This window comes from Synechococcus sp. BIOS-U3-1 (assembly GCF_014279975.1).
Taxonomy (GTDB): Bacteria; Cyanobacteriota; Cyanobacteriia; order PCC-6307; family Cyanobiaceae; genus Synechococcus_C.
The window spans coordinates 982,072-999,245 of the sequence record NZ_CP047936.1 but is presented as its reverse complement, the minus strand read 5'-3'; the positions used below and the strand labels follow the sequence as shown (position 1 = coordinate 999,245).

16 protein-coding genes are annotated in these 17,174 nt (G+C 56.9%); 8 read left to right on the top strand and 8 right to left on the bottom strand.

All coding sequences use genetic code 11. The annotated features are described in order from the left end of the window. Positions 1-192: 192 nt before the first annotated feature. From SynBIOSU31_RS05120 to SynBIOSU31_RS05095, 6 genes are read left to right on the top strand one after another with little or no spacing between them, the layout of a single operon-like run. Positions 193-2,001: an ABC transporter ATP-binding protein gene (locus tag SynBIOSU31_RS05120; protein WP_186492383.1), complete on the top strand. Its 1,809-nt coding sequence runs from the start codon at positions 193-195 to the stop codon at positions 1,999-2,001. Further along, entirely contained in the window at positions 2,001-4,127 is a 2,127-nt protein-coding gene (locus tag SynBIOSU31_RS05115) for a cation:proton antiporter (RefSeq protein WP_186492382.1), read from the top strand. The genes SynBIOSU31_RS05120 and SynBIOSU31_RS05115 overlap by 1 nt, the downstream gene beginning before the upstream one ends. A gap of 60 nt (positions 4,128-4,187) precedes the next feature. Then, complete coding sequence (locus tag SynBIOSU31_RS05110) at positions 4,188-5,090, top strand: LCP family protein (protein WP_186492381.1); 903 nt, start codon at positions 4,188-4,190, stop codon at positions 5,088-5,090. 60 nt (positions 5,091-5,150) lie between these two features. Continuing rightward, positions 5,151-6,089: an FUSC family protein gene (locus tag SynBIOSU31_RS05105; protein ID WP_255477371.1), complete on the top strand. Its 939-nt coding sequence runs from the start codon at positions 5,151-5,153 to the stop codon at positions 6,087-6,089. Further along, the gene (locus SynBIOSU31_RS05100; protein ID WP_186492379.1) at positions 6,086-7,213 is read left to right on the top strand and encodes an FUSC family protein; all 1,128 of its coding nucleotides are present in this window, start codon (positions 6,086-6,088) and stop codon (positions 7,211-7,213) included. Before SynBIOSU31_RS05105 ends, SynBIOSU31_RS05100 begins: the two co-directional genes overlap by 4 nt. A gap of 51 nt (positions 7,214-7,264) precedes the next feature. Continuing rightward, positions 7,265-9,097 carry a TolC family protein gene (locus SynBIOSU31_RS05095; protein WP_186492378.1) on the top strand — a complete coding sequence of 611 codons (1,833 nt, stop codon included), beginning with the start codon at positions 7,265-7,267 and terminating at the stop codon, positions 9,095-9,097. 255 nt (positions 9,098-9,352) lie between these two features. Here the strand turns inward: SynBIOSU31_RS05095 and SynBIOSU31_RS05090 are convergent, their stop codons facing one another. The 4 genes from SynBIOSU31_RS05090 to psbP form a co-directional block, all read right to left on the bottom strand. Then, positions 9,353-9,535, bottom strand: coding sequence for a Nif11-like leader peptide family natural product precursor (locus SynBIOSU31_RS05090; RefSeq protein ID WP_186492377.1), 183 nt, complete (start codon positions 9,533-9,535; stop codon positions 9,353-9,355). A 327-nt stretch (positions 9,536-9,862) separates the two neighbouring features. Beyond that, positions 9,863-10,039, bottom strand: a complete 177-nt coding sequence (locus tag SynBIOSU31_RS05085) for a hypothetical protein (protein WP_186492376.1) — start codon at positions 10,037-10,039, stop codon at positions 9,863-9,865. A gap of 15 nt (positions 10,040-10,054) precedes the next feature. Continuing rightward, the gene (locus SynBIOSU31_RS05080; RefSeq protein WP_186492375.1) at positions 10,055-11,377 is read right to left on the bottom strand and encodes an NHLP bacteriocin system secretion protein; all 1,323 of its coding nucleotides are present in this window, start codon (positions 11,375-11,377) and stop codon (positions 10,055-10,057) included. Positions 11,378-11,449: 72 nt separating this feature from the next. Then, positions 11,450-12,004: a photosystem II reaction center PsbP gene (gene psbP, locus SynBIOSU31_RS05075; RefSeq protein WP_186492374.1), complete on the bottom strand. Its 555-nt coding sequence runs from the start codon at positions 12,002-12,004 to the stop codon at positions 11,450-11,452. A gap of 87 nt (positions 12,005-12,091) precedes the next feature. On the opposite strand from psbP, the gene recR reads away from it, so the two are divergent. Both recR and lipA read left to right on the top strand, forming a co-directional pair. Further along, positions 12,092-12,691, top strand: a complete 600-nt coding sequence (gene recR, locus SynBIOSU31_RS05070) for a recombination mediator RecR (protein ID WP_186492863.1) — start codon at positions 12,092-12,094, stop codon at positions 12,689-12,691. Positions 12,692-12,712: 21 nt separating this feature from the next. Further along, positions 12,713-13,705, top strand: a complete 993-nt coding sequence (gene lipA / locus SynBIOSU31_RS05065) for a lipoyl synthase (RefSeq protein ID WP_186492373.1) — start codon at positions 12,713-12,715, stop codon at positions 13,703-13,705. On the opposite strand, the gene SynBIOSU31_RS05060 is transcribed toward lipA, so the two are convergent. Genes SynBIOSU31_RS05060 through bioB form a run of 4 tightly spaced genes read right to left on the bottom strand, consistent with a single transcriptional unit; the run spans position 13,690 to position 17,166 of the window. Then, complete coding sequence (locus SynBIOSU31_RS05060; RefSeq protein ID WP_186492372.1) at positions 13,690-14,184, bottom strand: hypothetical protein; 495 nt, start codon at positions 14,182-14,184, stop codon at positions 13,690-13,692. The genes lipA and SynBIOSU31_RS05060 overlap by 16 nt on opposite strands. After that, positions 14,184-15,185 (bottom strand): DUF952 domain-containing protein, encoded by a 1,002-nt coding sequence (locus SynBIOSU31_RS05055; RefSeq protein ID WP_186492371.1) that lies wholly within the window; start codon positions 15,183-15,185, stop codon positions 14,184-14,186. The genes SynBIOSU31_RS05060 and SynBIOSU31_RS05055 overlap by 1 nt, the downstream gene beginning before the upstream one ends. After that, positions 15,182-16,162 carry an oxygen-dependent tRNA uridine(34) hydroxylase TrhO gene (trhO, locus tag SynBIOSU31_RS05050; protein WP_186492370.1) on the bottom strand — a complete coding sequence of 327 codons (981 nt, stop codon included), beginning with the start codon at positions 16,160-16,162 and terminating at the stop codon, positions 15,182-15,184. Before trhO ends, SynBIOSU31_RS05055 begins: the two co-directional genes overlap by 4 nt. Continuing rightward, positions 16,159-17,166 carry a biotin synthase BioB gene (bioB, locus tag SynBIOSU31_RS05045; protein WP_186492369.1) on the bottom strand — a complete coding sequence of 336 codons (1,008 nt, stop codon included), beginning with the start codon at positions 17,164-17,166 and terminating at the stop codon, positions 16,159-16,161. Before bioB ends, trhO begins: the two co-directional genes overlap by 4 nt. Positions 17,167-17,174 lie beyond the last annotated feature (8 nt).

Sequence of the window (17,174 nt, the reverse complement as noted above, 5' to 3'; positions counted from 1 at the left end):
CATGAGCGTCCGGAACCCTGCAGCGCAGGGTCTGCCGATGACGCTCTGTCTGACACGGACCACAACAGTTCAAGTCGCGTCAGCGTGCCATGCAACCTGCTGGCTCTCACTTCATCGTCTGACTTGGCTGTCCCTTGAACCAAGCGTCTGCGCGGCACAACGCTTGAATGAAACGATGAATGCACCGAGCGGATGCCTCATTCCAAGCCCCATGCCAGTGAGCAGGCGCCTCTGATTCGTTTGTTCCAGCATTTGCGGCCTTACCGCCGGAGGGTTTGGTTTGCAGCCAGCTGCTCGGTGATCAACAAAATCTTCGACCTGGCCCCGCCGGTGCTGATCGCTTTAGCTGTCGATGTGGTTGTTCAGCAGGAGACGTCCTGGCTTGCTCAGCTGGGAGCCACCACAGTGTTCAGTCAGCTGATCGTGCTGGCAGTGCTGTCCTTCCTGGTCTGGACGGCTGAATCTTTTTTTGAATATCTCTATGGGCTGCTTTGGCGCAACCTCGCCCAGAGTGCTCAACACAGCCTGCGTCTTGAGGCCTATGACCATCTCCAGAAACTGGAAATGGACTTCTTCGAACACGACAGCAGCGGACGGCTGCTCACGGTGCTCAACGATGACATCAATCAGCTTGAGCGATTTCTGAATCACGGAGCCAATGAGATCCTGCATCTCATCACCACGGTGCTTCTGGTGGGGGGGTTGATGACGGTGTTGGCTCCAGGTGTGGCGCTTTTTGCCTTCCTACCCATCCCAGTCATTCTTTGGGGCTCACTGAATTTTCAGCGCCGACTCGCCCCTCGCTACGGCGATGTGCGCCGGCGAGCAGGAGACATGGCCTCCAGGCTCACCAACAACATTGGAGGCATGCTCACCATCAAAAGCTTTGCAAGAGAAAGATGGGAACTTGAGCAGCTAAGCCTGGAGAGTGATGCCTATCGGGAGTGCAACCGCCATGCCATCAAGATCTCCGCCGCTTTTATTCCACTGATCCGTTTCGCCATTCTGTTTGCGTTTCTGGCAATCCTGCTCGTCGGGGGGCTTCAAGCCAGGAATGGCGTCATCGCAGTGGGAACCTACAGCTTTCTGGTCTTCATCACCCAGAGGCTGCTCTGGCCGCTCACCACTCTCGGCCGCACGCTGGACGATTACCAACGCTCCATGGCCTCAACAAATCGGGTGCTGGATCTAATCGACACGCCGATCCAGATCGCTGGTGGAAGTCGCCGAATCTCCCCAGATCAAGTGCGAGGAGACATCCGCTACGAGCTGGTCGATTTCGCTTATCGAAATCGACCAGCTCTCTTGAACAAATTCAACCTGACGATTCCCGCAGGAAAAACACTGGGAATTGTCGGAGCCACTGGTTCAGGCAAAAGCTCTCTAGTGAAATTGTTGCTGAGGCTTTACCCGCTCAATTCGGGAAGAATTTTCCTGGATGAAATCCCAGTTGAGCATCTGCGGCTCGATGATCTGAGGCGGTCAATCGCGCTTGTCAGTCAAGACGTCTACCTCTTCCACGGCAGTGTCGGTGAAAACATCGCCTATGGAGCACCCAACGCCTCTGCGGAAGAGATGCGTGCCGCCGCTCGAGAAGCCGAGGCGTACGAGTTCATTCAGGCATTACCGGAACAGTTCGACACGATCGTGGGAGAGAGAGGACAACGTCTCTCCGGAGGACAGCGCCAACGGATCGCATTAGCGAGAGCGATTCTGAAAAATGCTCCTGTGTTGATCCTCGACGAAGCGACCGCTGCAGTTGACAACGACACCGAAGCCGCGATCCAGCGTTCACTCATGCGCATCACCGCGAACCGCACCACACTGGTGATAGCTCATCGACTCAGCACAGTTCGACATGCTGATCGCATCGTTGTCATGAATCACGGTTGCATCGTGGAAGACGGCACCCATGAACAACTGCTTCATCAAGCCGGTGTCTATGCCGATCTCTGGCGCGTTCAGGCCGGACTGCGACGCGATGAAGCCCTAATCCTTTAATGGTCCAACTGATCGCTGCGTCGTCACCGGGGTTCACATCGCTGTCCCATCTGGCACAACAGCCATTGGGAAGTTTTGCCTTGCTCGTCGCGCTGGCAATGCTTGTGCCGCCCCTATTCCGGCGAACGGGTCTTCCCGATCTCGTTGGCCTACTGCTCGCAGGCGTCCTGATGGGGCCCAGCGCTCTGAATCTTCTGCAGCCAGATGGTGAGACCCTTCAACTGGTCTCTGACATCGGCGCGATCTACCTCTTATTTATCGTCGGACTGGAGATCGATCTCGATGAATTTAACCGTGTTCGCAGTCGATCTCTGAGCATTGGAATTCTCCATTTTGTAGGTGGCATGGCAACCGGGGGAGCCATCGGACTCCTGCTCGGCTATCCGCTGGTGCCCTGTCTGCTGATCGGAAGCTTGATTGCAACGCACACCCCTTTGGGCTATCCAATCGTGCGCAGTTATGGAGCGCAACGCGATGAAGCGGTTGTCGTCAGCGTCGGCAGCACCATTTTCACCGATATCGCCTCTCTGGTGGTGCTCGCGATCGCCATCGGCCTTGGCAGGGAGTCCTTTTCGCTCACTAATCTGGCCGGCCTGATCGCCAGCATCGCAATCTTTGCCGTGGCCGTCGTCACCATCATTCGCAGGGTCGGGCGCAGGATCTTCCGCGGAAGCGTTAACGACGAGAGCCGGATCTTTCTCACCATCCTGCTCATCCTGTTCATCGCTTCAATTGGAGCTGAGCTCGCCGGTGTAGAAAAAATTGTTGGAGCCTTTCTGGCTGGACTGGCGGTGAACTCCGTCCTGCCGGAGGGCAAGTCAAAACAGCAGGTGATTCTGGTTGGTGCAGCGCTGTTCATCCCTATCTTTTTCATTCACCTCGGCCTCCTGCTTGATCTGAGCAGCCTCAAAAACTCCATCACTCATTTTCAGCTGCCTGTTTTGATGGTGATTGGAGTCATCAGCTGCAAAGGCGTGGTGAGCCTGATTGCCGGCAGGGCCTTCCGCTACAACGTCAACCAGATGGTGATGATGTGGTCGCTGGCCATGCCACAAGTCGCCGCAACTCTGGCGACAGCATTCATTGGCTACGAGGCCGGATTGCTCGACCAAACAGTGCTGAATGCCGTTCTGGCGATGATGGTGGTGACTGCAACCCTCGGACCAATCCTCACTGCACGATCCGTGAGGCAACTGGTAGAACCGAAACGAACAAGACGCAGCAGCACAGCACCTGGCGAGGAGGCCTTGTCAGACGACGACACTCCCTTCGATGTGGTCAGCCGTCCTCTGACCATCGTTGTTCCGATCGCGAATCCTTCCACGGAACAGGGTCTGCTGAGCATTGCGTCTCGGCTGCTGAGCGGCAGTGCTGAAATGCAAGGTCAACTACTACCCCTTGCACTGGTGTGTCCCAGTCTCGAAGAAGCGCGGGGGGGATTGAATCGTGCCGTGGCATCGGCCAGAGAGCGCTTGTCACAAGCTGCGACTATCGGCAAGCAGCTTCAGGTCAAAACCCGCTGCTTGCTGCGGTTGGATGAAGACATCGCAGGCGGAATGAGTCGCAGCGCCCTGGAGCAGGGTGCTGATCTATTGATGATTGGTGCGGGACGACCCGACAAGGTGAGGCGCTGGTTCTTTGGTGACCTTGTTGACGGGGTCTGCCGCAGCGCACACTGCCCGGTTGTCGTGGTCAACCTGGCCGAGCGTCCGGTCGAAACGCTGCAACGAATTCTTGTTCCAATCAAAGATCTTTCCGCCAGCGCCCGTGAGCAGTTCGAATTGGCCCAGCGGATTCTCGATAGCCAATCCAGCGAACAGGGCCTGATCACGCTTCTGCACATCGTTGACCCTCGGCTTAATCCCAATGAACGGATCCGGATCGAACATGAACTGCGCCGCTGGCAACCCCGCAAAAGCATGGGCGCCATGATTCGCATTCAGCTCGCATCCGGACCAGGGGTCGAAACCAAGATCGAACGCAGCAGCCGCGATCACGATCTGGTGATCTTGCGCTCTCAGCGGCGACAGGTCGCTGGGTTACCCATCCCGGCGAGTGATCGGACCAGCACTCTGGTGTCTCTGCTGACTTGCGCTTCGATGGTGATTAGCGAACCCCTGAGCTGAACCAACCGCACCAAGAAAGGAATAATTAAGAAATGGAGATTTCGGGCTTAAAGTGCAGCTATGGACGATGAGAGAAAAGTTCGGCCGAAAACCTTGATCCTGTCAGCCATTGTCGGACTGACAGGGGGTTTTTTGTTGGCGATTCCGCTCAGCCGCTCGCTGATGCCCGAATCCGAGGCTCCTCTCCTGCTGCCAGTGAGCAACCCCTTTTCAGCCTGGTCGGTCTTCGATAACCGCGAAATCCTCGTGCTCGGCATTGATGATGGTGGTGGGAACACTGATGCGATCTTCACGTTGAAAGTAGAAGGAGGACGCACCTCCATCACTCAGATTCCCCGAGACAGCTACATCGATTCCGATAGCTTCGGGCCTGTCAAAGCCAATGCTCTTTACGCCTACGGCGGGCACGAAGCCGTAAAGGCTGAATTATCCAGATTGATGGGACGACCAATCGACCATCACATCCTTGTGAACCTCAATGGAATCCGAACACTCAGCGACCTGGTGGGCGGTGTTGAGGTGGATGTTCCGAAGCGCCTTTACTACCGCGACAACAGTCAGGGCCTGCTGATTGATCTACAACCCGGGCCTCAGCTGCTCAAAGGTCGTGACCTGGAGGGTTTCCTGCGTTGGAGAAATGATGAGGAAGGAGACTTGGGTCGTTTGGCACGACAGCAGCTTGTGCTGAAAAGCCTGTTCAGCAGACTGACCCGCCCTGAACATCTCGTGAAACTGCCTGCACTGATCAAAGAGGCCGGTAACAACCTTGAGACTGATCTCGGTGCCATGGAGCTGGGTGGATTGATTACGGCGATGGGGCTGACAGAACTGGAAACCGAGCGTCTTGATGCACGCCCCTTCTACCGGAACGGCATCAGTTATCTCGACACTGCATGGCCGGCGCAACAGAGCGGTAGTGATGCCAGTGAATCCAGCAGCTGGCGTTACCGATTCCTCTACTGAGCCAACTACCAGCCTTCACCGCTGAAGGCGTCCACAATGGCGACGCCGGCTAATGCATCTTTGGACAGGAATCTGCTGCGACAGAGCCTGAGGCTCGGGGTGAGCATCCTGATCACGTGCGCCATCGCTCAGCACTTTCAACGCATCACCTATATCTGGTATCCACTTCTGGCCGTCAATCTTGTTGTTGACGACCAGGACGAGAACAGTCTGCGAGCTGCCCGCGGACGCATCCTCGGAACGGTGACTGGTGGGCTGGTCACCTTTTTGGTGCATTCGATCATGACCGGCTGGATCGGCATCCTTGTGAGCCTGTTAATCACGATTCCACTGCTGAGACGGTTTGGCTGGGCCAGTGGCATATCCACTGCAGTGACGGTCACCGTGATGTTTCTAGGGATTCACGAATACGCCACGCTGAGCTGGGACTACGTGTTCAATCGCAGCATTGACACGCTTGTGGGAATCATCGTGGCCCTGGTGATGGGTCGTTTGCTGTGGCCGAAGAATCGACTGGCTCGCATGCAAAACCTGCATGACCAGCTCACCAAGCTTCTGCTAACAAGAGTCGAAGCCCACAGCCTTGCCCTGCAGGGCAAGGGAAGCCCTCCAGCTGAGATCCAGCCAGCCGTGATCACGAAGCAGCTTCTTGAGCTGCAGCGCCTCATCAATGTGGAGATGAGCCTGGGACCGCGACACGTGCAGCGACTGGACCGCGACCACTGGCGCCAATGCCTCAGTCTGTGGCGCTGCCAGCAGGTGCGTTGGCTACTCGTAGAGCGGCTGATCGAACGGCTTCACCGGGACAAGGGACGTGAATATCTCCCTGAGCTGGGCCGCTATCTGGCTGAACGACCGGCACCTCGTCGTCGATTAGATCTGAATGACTGCGATTCAGGGTTGTCGTTACCCCAACGGATCGCTCTTGAAGAGCAGGTAACACGCTTCCGACGTGTCCTGACCTGCCAGCAACTACTGAATGCCGAGCGCTCATCATGAGCGAAACCCCAAAACAAACCAATCCCTGGATCCTGCGTTCCGATCTTCGACTCGCCTTGGTGACGGGTCTGGGTGCGGGCTTTGGATTGCTGAACTCCGTGCCTTTCGGCTATTACGTGCCTCTTTGCACGGCCGCGGTTCTATCGGGAAGCTACGGCAACTCGATGAAGCTGAGTATTCAACGCATCCTCGGGTCTCTAATGGGTGTGGTGATCGTGTTGCTCTTCTCTCGCGGTCTTCAACTTCCTCTGCCCCTTGGGCTTGGCTTGGCCCTCGCCAGCGTGCGTCTGCTCGGAGGTGCTCTGGGATTGCAGGTGGGTTACAAGGTCGCCGGCAACATCGTGATCATGGGTTGGCTGGTTCACAGCTCAGAAGAAACAATCTGGGGAATGTCGCGCCTGTTCTGGACAGCCTTTGGTATTGCGCTGTCGTTGTGGGCGACTCGTTACGTCTGGCCCAGCGGCACGATTCCGTTGCTTCACCGGCAGTTCGCCAGATTCATCGACGAGCTGATCCAGGAATTTCAGCTGGAGAAACAACGGCTGGAAGCCGACACTCCAACCCGGATCTCAATGACCCATCGCAGGGACAGACGAACCGAAATCCTGCAACAGCTCAATGCCTTGAGACAGCAACGCGACCAGGCCCAGGTGGAACTGGGTCTGAATCCTGAGAACCACCCACTTCACCAGCTCTGGACAGAACTTGACTTACTGATCTCACAACTGATTTCAGTACTGGATGGCTTACGGGGACTACCGGCACCGATTCAGTCGCCGCCCTCCATCAAAGCGCTGCATCTCGATGAGGCAGAAGTTCTCAGGCACCAGATCAACCTGCTATCAGCCTTATCCGGAAACATGCGCCAGCCCGACTTAGTCGAGAAGCAGTCCCTGGATCTGGAAACCTTGATGGCGCTGAACAGAGATCTGGAAGCCGTGGCCGAGCGGCTGACGGTCAAGCTCGAGTTGCACGCTGGACGTCGAGGCCAGCAGGCCGATATTCCCCCAGAGCGGATGCGGCAGATCGTTCTGCGCACTTCCCTGATCGAGCATGGGGCTTCCGTGCTGCACGACTGCCTGCCGGGCATGGTCAGATCGAAGCCTGTCACTGCAACTCGCTGAACTTGTTGTGCGGCGTCAGGATCAAAGCCTCGAGGACACCAGGCTCATCCCTTGATCAGGTCGTTCATCAGGGGTTCTTGGCTAATCCCGATTGTTGGCCTGCTGTTGCCGGCAGCCTCCAAAGCCATACCAGGTTCAGGCGATCCAACGCCCCTGAACTACGGAGGCAACACCTATCAGCTCGAACGCAGCTGGAACGAACTGAACAAACAACTCGACAGCCTGGACACGCTGTTGGGCCCAGCTCCAGATCTTGATAGCTCCGATGACCTAGCAGCGCCGGAACTGCCATCCAGCCTCATGGACGCCAACCATCCCGCCGACGAAGCGCTCAGCCAGGAAGACAGCCTTCCGGATGCACCACTCAGCCTCCCTGGGCTGGCAGAGCAAAAGTCCAAGGTGAAATCAGTGAGCCTTGAACAGGCCATCTCGATCGCCTTCCGCAACAACCCAGAGCTACAGATTCAAAGGGATCGAATTGCTGCGCAAGGCGCCGCGGTTGCATCACTGTCAGGGGCTTACTGGCCAACCATCAGTGTGTTTGCCGATCTGGAGGGGTTCCAGAACGGCAGCACCACCTTCTCTCCTTACGGCAACAACAACTTCGGGTTCGGCCCCCTGTTCGCCAAAGAAGGCCAGACACCGACAAATTTAGCCCTGATCGATATTGAGAAAAAAACGATCAGGGGAACTGACGGCCCGTTCTATGTGCCGGCCGGAGGCGGGTTGTATGCCGACGCCAACGGAGTTGACTCCCAAGCAGGTCTACAACTCAACTACGCGCTGGTCGACTTTGCGCGGACACCAAGGGTTCGCTCCGCCGATGCCAAGCTGCAGCAGTTCGAGCAGCAGTACGCCAACCAGCTCAGGGCTCTGCAACTCGAAGTCAGTGTGGCTTACTACCAGCTTCAGCTAAATGAGCAGTTAGTACGCATTCGTGATGCGGTGGTGCGCACCGATCTGATCGTGCTGGAAGACACGCTCAATCTCAAACAGGCAGGTCTTGTACCGCGAGTGGATCTGTTGCGCCGTAGTGCAACCCTCGCCACTGATCAAGAGGCACTGATCCAGGCCCTGGCCGATCACGCGGTTTCGAGAAGAGCGTTATGGACCCTGTTAAATCTCCCCGCCGATATGGTTCCTAGCGCAAGCGATTCGATCAAGCTTGCACCCGCCTGGCCCCTGAGTCTTGAACAGTCCTTGCTGGCCGCCTACGACAGCAATCCCGAGCTTGATGCGATTCTCGCCACCCGCAGGGCCTTAGCTCTGCAGCAGGACGAAACAGCAGCTCAGTTGCTCCCCAAGCTCAGCCTGTTTGCCTCTATTGGAGGAATGGCGTCCGTGGAACGTACCTTCAACTTCTCAGTGATGGGCGACACATGCTGCGGCGGCACATTTCTGCCCCTTGAACAAGTAGCGGGATACGACTGGTCGGTTGGGCTCGCATTCAATTGGATGATCTTCAATGCTGGTGCTACGACCAATGCCGTGAAAGCCCTGTCGCTGCAGGAACAGGCAGCAAACCAGTCGTATGCAGCAACCCGCAACAGCATCCGGCTTCGGCTCGAACGGGCTTTCCTGAACCATGAAGCAAGTCTTGCCAAGCTTGTATCTGCGAGGCGTGCGGTGGGAGCAAGCAAGGAAGCTTTTCGCGACAGCACCCTCCGCTACAAAACAGGGCTCACCAATGAAATTGATCTCTCAGTCACTCAGACACAACTGGTTAATTCTCTAGTCAATCGTCTGATCGCAACAGTGGACGTGAATGTGACCTATGCCCAGCTACTGCGCGAACTGTTGCCCATGCCACGGGATCCAGACTCAACTATTCCCACGGAATTGACCCTTGAAGGGTTCTCAATACGTGAACTTAATCAACCTTAAACAGCCCAATATCTGGAAATTAGTATTGGCGACCACCACTGAACCAACTGATCTTGTCAGCGGTGAAATCATGGCTATGTTTTTAGCAATAGACACAACTTTATCAGAAGTTTTTACTGCTTTCAGCTTCTCTTGACGACTAGCATCGCACATAGCGCCAAAAAGAAGTCGAAAGCTGGTGCACTAAATGGTTTACATATTAGGCGAGCAATCTCCCGCAAGGACATAGGTCGTGGTCCCCAAGTCCTGTGCATCTCATCCTGCTACTGCTTCAAGTTCTTTCGCACTGAGTGGGAATTGATTTTCTGGGAAAACATGACCATGCTCTTTAGCAATACCTACAACATCTTCAGGTGACTTCGCTGCTTTTAGTTTTTCCTGAAGGCTGGAGTCGCCTTTGACTTTTTCAAAGAAGTCTTTGAGTTGCTCTATAGCCATGATTAATAATTCAATATCCAAAACTAATCATAGTCAGCTGCCTTGTCAGGCTCACTTTGGGAAACAAAGTGCATGAGTCCTGAAACCGAACTTCAAGGGGCGGCTCTTGCGCCTATGGAGACACCCATGAATGCAAATCTGATCAGGCGTGAATAGAAGAGCTGTCAGTGCACAGTTCCAACAGAGAAGGCTTTAACGCGCACTCCCCAACCCTTCTGCTGCGAGGCCTGCATCAATAGTTTTTGCTGCGAGTGTCACCGGGGATGGCGCCCCTCAGTCATGGTGATCTGACCCGGCAAGAAACATCTCTGAGGTGCCAGAACTGCGCTATTTACCAGCCGGTCTAGACGACCACCACCGCTCGATGCGATAGCCAAAAATCACCAGAAATACGACCAGCCAAAACCACAGTTCAGGCGGATTGGCATTGAGCAGAACGATCAACAGAACAAGTTCCGAAACCAGCCAAGGAAGTTCCTGGCGCAGAAGAGGACGAAGTGCCATGAAAAAGTCAGACCATCACTGAGGGGTTCCTGGCTGCCGCAGGAATGGCAGATCCCAGATGCGATCGATGCGGAACGTGCGGAACCCACCGGTGAGCGAACGCAGGCCTGGAATGACGTAGGTCACCGGTGAGCGCCACTCCACATACGCGAATGTATCCACAGTGAGACCTTCGCGGATCGGGAAGACCCCACTGCCCTGCGAGAGCGTCCAGCGGTAGCCGTCATCAGTACGGGGGTGACGGTCCAACTCGATCTCAGCGCGCATCACGGGGCCATGTTGAACAAGCGCTTCCGCTAGCTGGTTGTTGCCGATGGTCGTGGAGATGTCTTCCTGAGTGGCGGGAAGAGTGAGCACACTGCGCACCTTGCCCACGATCCCACCAAAACGTCCGCGCTGATTCCAGAGAGGCACAACCTCCACAGGCAAACCAATCGGGAGTCGACGAGCATCTGCTGGCGAAAAATACGAGACGGCGATCAGATCACCACCGGTTTTGTTGTCGCCCTTTGCAGGTCTGGTGTTGCGTCCAATGGTGCCCAGACGATCACCAAGTTTGACCGTCTGCCCCTGAATGACCTGAAGATCGAGCACCGTGCCACTGCGCACTGCCATGACATTGCCCTCAAAGGCGATTCTCGCCTCCATCACCTTGATCTCCCGCTTGAGATCATCAATCTGAAAGCGTCGGTCCAGCTTCTCGGACTCGATGTTGAGCTTGATCTGCTGAAAATCAGTGACCTGATCTTTGCGCTGGATCTTGATGTCATCCAGCTGAACACTCGTAGTAGTCAGGCCTTGTTCTGCAGACACCACCTCCTGTGCCAAAGGCGCCACCACTTCGCGTCTCGCCAACCAATTGAGGTTGTCGACCTTGCTGCTGTACGTCGCCTGAAGTCTGGCCAGGCGCTTTTCGTCGTCGCCCAGCTTGGCCAGCGCAGTATCAAGGGCAAGTTTGGCTGTGCGGATCCGCAGAGCATCCCGCTCATCGAGTTCTTCGTTCTGTCGCACTAACTGACGCAGGTTCCCCTTCTGCTGGTCGAGCTTTCTCTCGAGCACAGGCAGGTACAGAGTCATCAACACCTGATCCGCTCGCACCCGTTTTCCAACCTCGGTGTTGATGCTCAGTACCTGTCCAGCCGCCCTGGCATTGAGGATCCCGGCATTGTCGGGATAGATCAGAACACCACGTCCCTCCACTTCTGTGGGCACCGGCCAGAACAGAAGCCAGGCCCCAAACAGAGCGCCCATGCCCGCCAGTGAGACACCAACCTGTTGGTGGTCAGTGAGGCCGTTCCATCGGCCCCGAAGACGCTCAACACGGGAAGAGGTGGTCATGCCTGCCATCTTGCTGGCGATGAAGAGGCACTGTCGGGGCTGAGAGGACAGTTCAGAGCAACGTCCGAAGCCTCAGATCAACAACGTGAACGAACTGATCACCGATTCAAACAGTCCCTGCACCTTCGACCAGCGATCTTCATTGGTGCTGGTCGCCAGGGTGTAGAGCCGACCACGGTCGACCACCACTGTGGCCAGCTCATGGCGATCACGGTCCTCCAGGTGAACCGCATATTCCAGGTCGTAGAAAACATGCCCATCTGAATCACGCTCACGGGCTTCGATCAGCTCAGCATTTCGCCCACTGCCATCAGGAGCGATCACCTCACGCCGAAGCCGCTCCCCCACTGCAACGGCACTACCGAGCGTCTCAAGGTCATCATTGGCATCAACATCGGATACCACCAAACTGACCGTTTCATCACTGTGGATAATGTCGTGAAATACCACAGCTGGCCCCCCCGTTACGGCAACCCGCGTCCAGCCGGCCGGGTAAAGGAAGGCATAACGGCCGTCGGGGCTCTTGAAGGAGTTGAGGCCTCCGCCAGCACCACCACAGGCGCTGAGCATCAGCACACAGAGCAGAACAAGCAGTGACCGGAGCGGTTGACGCAGCAATGAGCGCATTGAGGAACTTGGATTGAAGTTGACCGAATGCGCGCCATTCTGCCCGCACCATCCCCTGATTAGATTTTTGCCACTTGCCTCAGTGTTCTGAGCGGATTCACCCGACCCCTAGCTCGGCTGATCGACCAGTTCGAGCGACTTCCGGGGATTGGTCCCCGGACCGCACAGCGACTGGCCCTGCATCTGCTGAGGCAGCCGGAAGAGCAGATCCGCAGTTTCGCGGATGCCCTGCTGTCAGCACGCACCCAAGTCGGGCAATGCCAGACCTGCTTTCACCTCAGTGCTGATCCCGTCTGTGAGATCTGCCGCAACGAGGAACGTTCCAACGGCCAGATCTGCGTGGTCGCTGATTCACGGGATCTGCTCGCTCTGGAACGAACCCGAGAATTCAGCGGCTGTTATCACGTGCTGGGAGGGCTGATTTCTCCCATGGATGGAATTGGACCCGATTTGCTGCAGATCAGCAGCCTTGTAAAACGTGTCGACGCTAATGATGTCGAAGAAGTGATTCTCGCTCTCACCCCAAGCGTGGAGGGCGACACCACAAGCCTCTATGTGGCCAGGCTGCTCAAACCGTTTACACGGGTCAGCCGTATTGCCTACGGACTCCCGGTTGGCAGTGAACTTGAGTACGCCGACGATGTCACCCTCAGCCGTGCACTTGAGGGTCGACGCGACATGGACTGATCTGCGCTGCTGACTGCGGCGATGCGATCGATCACGGGTGTGGAGTCGGCCATCAGCTTCTCTGTTTGTGGAAATGGAGCCACCCTGGAAGCAGCCCCGTTCATCGGCGTGCGCAAGACCAGTCGCTTTTCATCCATCCAGCCGCAGGAGCGGTTGCCCGAGTGGCTGCGACGTCCACTGGGAGAGGCCTCCGCGATCGAACGGGTTCAAGGGCTCGTGAAGTCCAATGCCCTGCACACCATCTGCGAGGAAGGCCGCTGCCCCAACAGGGGTGAGTGTTATGCAGCCGGCACCGCCACGTTCCTGCTTGGGGGCTCAATCTGCACGCGCAGCTGCGCTTTCTGCCAAGTGGAGAAAGGTCGCGCTCAGGCCGTCAACCCGCATGAAGCGATGAGGGTTGCCGATGCCGTTGCCGCCATGGGGCTGCGATACGTGGTGCTCACCGCCGTTGCACGCGATGACCTCGATGACCATGGAGCCTGCCTATTCACCTCTGCCATGGAGGCCATCAGGGCTAGAAATCCGCTGATCGCCATCGAGGTGTTGACACCGGATTTCTGGGGAGGGCACTCCAACAATCAGACAGCCGTCTCCGCTCAACGTGAGCGGTTGGCGACCGTTCTGAAGGCTGGGCCGGTCTGTTTTAACCACAACCTCGAAACCGTGAAACGCCTACAGCGAGAGGTGAGGAGGGGAGCCACCTACGAGCGATCGCTCGGACTACTGGCCGCTGCGCGAAAACTGGCACCCGAGATTCCTACCAAAAGCGGCTTGATGCTGGGGCTGGGAGAAAGCCGGGACGAAGTGATCGAAACCATGCGAGACCTGAGAGCTGTTGACTGCCAGCGGCTCACCATCGGGCAATACCTGCGTCCGTCGCTGGCCCACATTCCTGTTGCCCGTTACTGGCATCCGGATGAATTCGAAGATCTGGGATCTGTTGCTCGCAACCTCGGCTTCTCTGTTGTGAGGAGTGGGCCTCTGGTGCGCAGCAGCTATCACGCAGCCGACTGACGCCAACGTATGAGTGCCTTATCCCGAACCTGCTCGCAATCTCCAACCATCAGGGCTCCGGCTCCTCCCCAGACCATCCGTAGCGGCAGATCCCAGAGGGCTGCCTCCACCTCCCGCACGGATTCAAACCCTCGCCGGTTGAAATAACGCACGAGCCGTTGATGCTGCCTTTCGTCATCACGAATGGCCAGCAGCCTTCCCGTCCGGCAAGGGGTGGCCTCCATCGCCCAAGCCATGGTGGCCGCCCAGATGAGATCACCGCAACTTGCAGGGGCAGCCGGCAGAACGCGCATCGTGTCCAGCTGCAATCCTCTGGAACCGCTGTAAGCCCAGGCTTTCATCTCGCCGAGGAGCTGAAGTCTTTCCAAGTGTGAGCGGGCCACCACAAGCCGCAGACTCCAAAGCCCCAGAGGACGACCAACTTGAAGTCTCAACAGCAGGCCTCGTTGACGAGCCTCCCTTTCCAGTTGATCCAGCATCAGCGCTCAGAACCGGGGTAAGGCCGCGATTCGATCACAGCCTCGATCGGCAATGGTCCATAGAGGTGAGGAAATAACTCTCCGCTTGGAATCGCATCGGCACGCAGAGGGGAGTTCAGCCGTGCCGCATCAATCGTCAGCAAGACCACCGATTCGGCATCCGCATAGAAGCGCTCAAAAGTAACTGCTACCTGTTCACGCCAAGACAGATGAATGAATCCCACCTGGTCAAGTCGCAGTCCACGGGTGGAGATGTCGTAGTGACCCAACTGGCTTGCAGCTTTCCAGTCCTCAGCCATTGCCAGATGAAACAGGTGTTGGTCAGCTGGAACGTCGACTGCATCAGCGGGGAACAGGGGCTGAAGCCCCCCGGGATGCCAGGGATCTGCCCTCTGCATGAGACGCTCAAAATCAGGATCCTGCAGAAAACGCATCAACCAGCCGCGCAGCGGCGCCAGGGATGGATCAACATCAAATCCCTCAGGATCAGCAAGTCGCCACTGACGCACAAACGGCCACAGTGCGACATCAGCGAGGGAACAGCTCGCATCCACGAGCCAGCCACCACAGTCATCAATCCGATCAGACCAACTCCTCAACACTTGCAACCCCTGCTGCTGATGCTCTTTCCGGGACTGCCCTGGATAGCGATCGGTGTATTTGAAACGGTCGAGATGGTGTTTAAAGATCGTGTCGTTGAGCTCAATCAGCTGCTGGATGCAGTCCTGCGTTTTGCCAGAACACTGCCGGCGGAGATCGCACGGATCGGCCTGCTTGAGTGCCCAGTGCATCACCGCAAGGCTTTCATCGATCACCGTGCCGTCAGCGAGAACCAAAACCGGCACCGTTGCTTTCGGAGACGCCTCGAGCATCGGCGCAGGTTTGTCCTTGAGTTCAATTTCCCTCCATTCGACAAGCTGGCCTGCCTGCAACAACGCCCAGCGTGCACGCATCGCATAGGGACAGCGACGAAAGCTGTAGAGGACAGGCCGTGCGCTCATCCGTGAATGTCGGGCTTGGATTGCCAGCCGCAGGATTGCGAGAGGACTCCTTGTCTGAGCTGGCTCTGGCGCATCGCGAAGCGTGCCCGGTCGGCATCCGTAAAACGATCTCTGCACTGCAGACACTGCACTCCAGGGATGTAACTCTCCAATTGCCGCTGCTGCGGCGTCAGCGGTAGACCACAGGCATGGCACAAGCTGTGCTGGCCAGGCTCAAGCTGGTGGTTGAGAGCGACTCGCTGATCAAACACGAAACACTCACCCTCCCAGCGGCTTTGATCTTCAGGAACCTGCTTTAAATAATTGAGAATGCCGCCCTGAAGGTGGTGAACATTGGGGAATCCCCGCTGTTGCAGGAAGCTGCTGGCCTTCTCACAACGAATTCCACCGGTACAGAACATGGCTATGCGAGTCGGTGACGTGCGCTCGACCAGAGGGCGGAGATGCTGTTCAACCCAGTCAGGAAAATCACGGAAACTGTCTGTTTCTGGATCCACAGAACCAACGAAGCTGCCGACTGCAACTTCATAGGAATTACGGGTGTCGATGACCAGCGTGTCGGGATCATCCACAAGCTCATTCCAGTTGCGAGGGTCCACGTAGGTGCCCACGTTGCGGCGGGGATCAGCACAAGGCTGCCCCAAGCTCACGATCTCGCGCTTGCGACGCGCCTTGAAACGGCGGAAAGCAGGGCGTAGGCAGCAACTCCACTTCACCTGCAGGCGCTCGAAGTGGGCATCCCCAAGTGTGATTCTGGTGCGAAGGCACTCCAGGATCAGGTTCACACCGTGGGCTGGACCACTGATCGTTCCATTCACACCTTCTGGTGCCAATAACACCGAACCAACAACCTGTTCACGCGACGCCAGTTCAGGCAGATCTGTCAGCAAGGACCCCATTTCATCAGGTGCAAGCGCGGTGAAGGCGTAAAACGCGGCCACATGAAACGTGGGTCTTTCGGCTTGCGCAGCCGTCATGCTGCTGCTTTCTGCTGCTCAGGCTGCGTCTCCAGTGCCTGGTTCTGCCAGCTGGCCTGAACACCAGCAGCTTCAAGCAGGGCCCGATCGGAATCCACGGCAGGGTTGCCCGTTGTAAGCAAGGTATCGCCGTAGAAGATTGAATCAGCACCTGCCTGAAGGCAGAGGATCTGAGCTTCCCGATTGAGTTCTTCACGTCCAGCGCTCAGACGCACGCGACTGAACGGCATCAGGATTCTGGCAACAGCCACCATCCGCACCAGCTCAAGCGGATCAACGGTGGGCAAGCCTTCCAACGGTGTTCCCTCAACAGCCACCAGACCATTGATCGGGACACTTTCCGGATGGGGGTCGATGCAGGCCAGAACCCGCAGCATCGAGGCACGGTCGCGAAGGGTTTCGCCCATGCCGATGATTCCACCGCAGCAGAGCGTGACTCCAGCACGACGCACGCGTTGCAGTGTCTCCAGCCTCTCCTCATAGGTTCGGGTGGTGATGATCCGGTCGTAATGCTCCGGACTGGTATCGAGGTTGTGGTTGTACGCCGTAAGTCCTGCTTCGGCCAGACGCTCCGCCTGGGTATCAGTGAGCATTCCTGCTGTAACACAGGCTTCAAGACCAAGCTCGCGAACGCCACGAACCATCCTCAGCATCGACTCAAAGGCAGGTCCTTCACGAATCTCCCTCCAGGCCCATCCCATGCAGAAGCGATCCGCACCGGCAGCAGCAGCAGCCCGAGCTCTATCCAGGACCGCATTCACCTCCAAATCGGCCTGACCGCCAACATCGCTGCTGTTGTACATCGACTGGGAGCAGTAGGCACAGTCCTCCTCGCAGCCACCGGTCTTAACGCTCAGCAAAGAAGCCAGCTGAACCCGATACCCAGGATTGGCAGCCCGATGCACGCTTTGGGCGTGCCAGAGCAGATCCATCAGAGGAAGGTCAAGAAGGTCTTGGATCTCCTCAAGACTCCAGTCGTGGCGTAGGTCCACCGTGTCCGTCATTGAACCAG

Bases quoted from the DNA above. Each gene is read 5' to 3' on its own strand.
- trhO (WP_186492370.1), bottom strand. From the start codon at position 16,162: ATGACGGCTGCGCAAGCCGAAAGACCCACGTTTCATGTGGCCGCGTTT.
- psbP (WP_186492374.1), bottom strand. From the start codon at position 12,004: ATGCGCTCATTGCTGCGTCAACCGCTCCGGTCACTGCTTGTTCTGCTC.
- SynBIOSU31_RS05055 (WP_186492371.1), bottom strand. From the start codon at position 15,185: ATGAGCGCACGGCCTGTCCTCTACAGCTTTCGTCGCTGTCCCTATGCG.
- lipA (WP_186492373.1), top strand. From the start codon at position 12,713: ATGCGATCGATCACGGGTGTGGAGTCGGCCATCAGCTTCTCTGTTTGT.
- SynBIOSU31_RS05120 (WP_186492383.1), top strand. From the start codon at position 193: ATGCCTCATTCCAAGCCCCATGCCAGTGAGCAGGCGCCTCTGATTCGT.
- SynBIOSU31_RS05060 (WP_186492372.1), bottom strand. From the start codon at position 14,184: ATGCTGGATCAACTGGAAAGGGAGGCTCGTCAACGAGGCCTGCTGTTG.
- SynBIOSU31_RS05085 (WP_186492376.1), bottom strand. From the start codon at position 10,039: ATGGCACTTCGTCCTCTTCTGCGCCAGGAACTTCCTTGGCTGGTTTCG.
- bioB (WP_186492369.1), bottom strand. From the start codon at position 17,166: ATGACGGACACGGTGGACCTACGCCACGACTGGAGTCTTGAGGAGATC.
- SynBIOSU31_RS05110 (WP_186492381.1), top strand. From the start codon at position 4,188: ATGGACGATGAGAGAAAAGTTCGGCCGAAAACCTTGATCCTGTCAGCC.
- SynBIOSU31_RS05100 (WP_186492379.1), top strand. From the start codon at position 6,086: ATGAGCGAAACCCCAAAACAAACCAATCCCTGGATCCTGCGTTCCGAT.
- SynBIOSU31_RS05090 (WP_186492377.1), bottom strand. From the start codon at position 9,535: ATGGCTATAGAGCAACTCAAAGACTTCTTTGAAAAAGTCAAAGGCGAC.
- SynBIOSU31_RS05080 (WP_186492375.1), bottom strand. From the start codon at position 11,377: ATGACCACCTCTTCCCGTGTTGAGCGTCTTCGGGGCCGATGGAACGGC.
- SynBIOSU31_RS05115 (WP_186492382.1), top strand. From the start codon at position 2,001: ATGGTCCAACTGATCGCTGCGTCGTCACCGGGGTTCACATCGCTGTCC.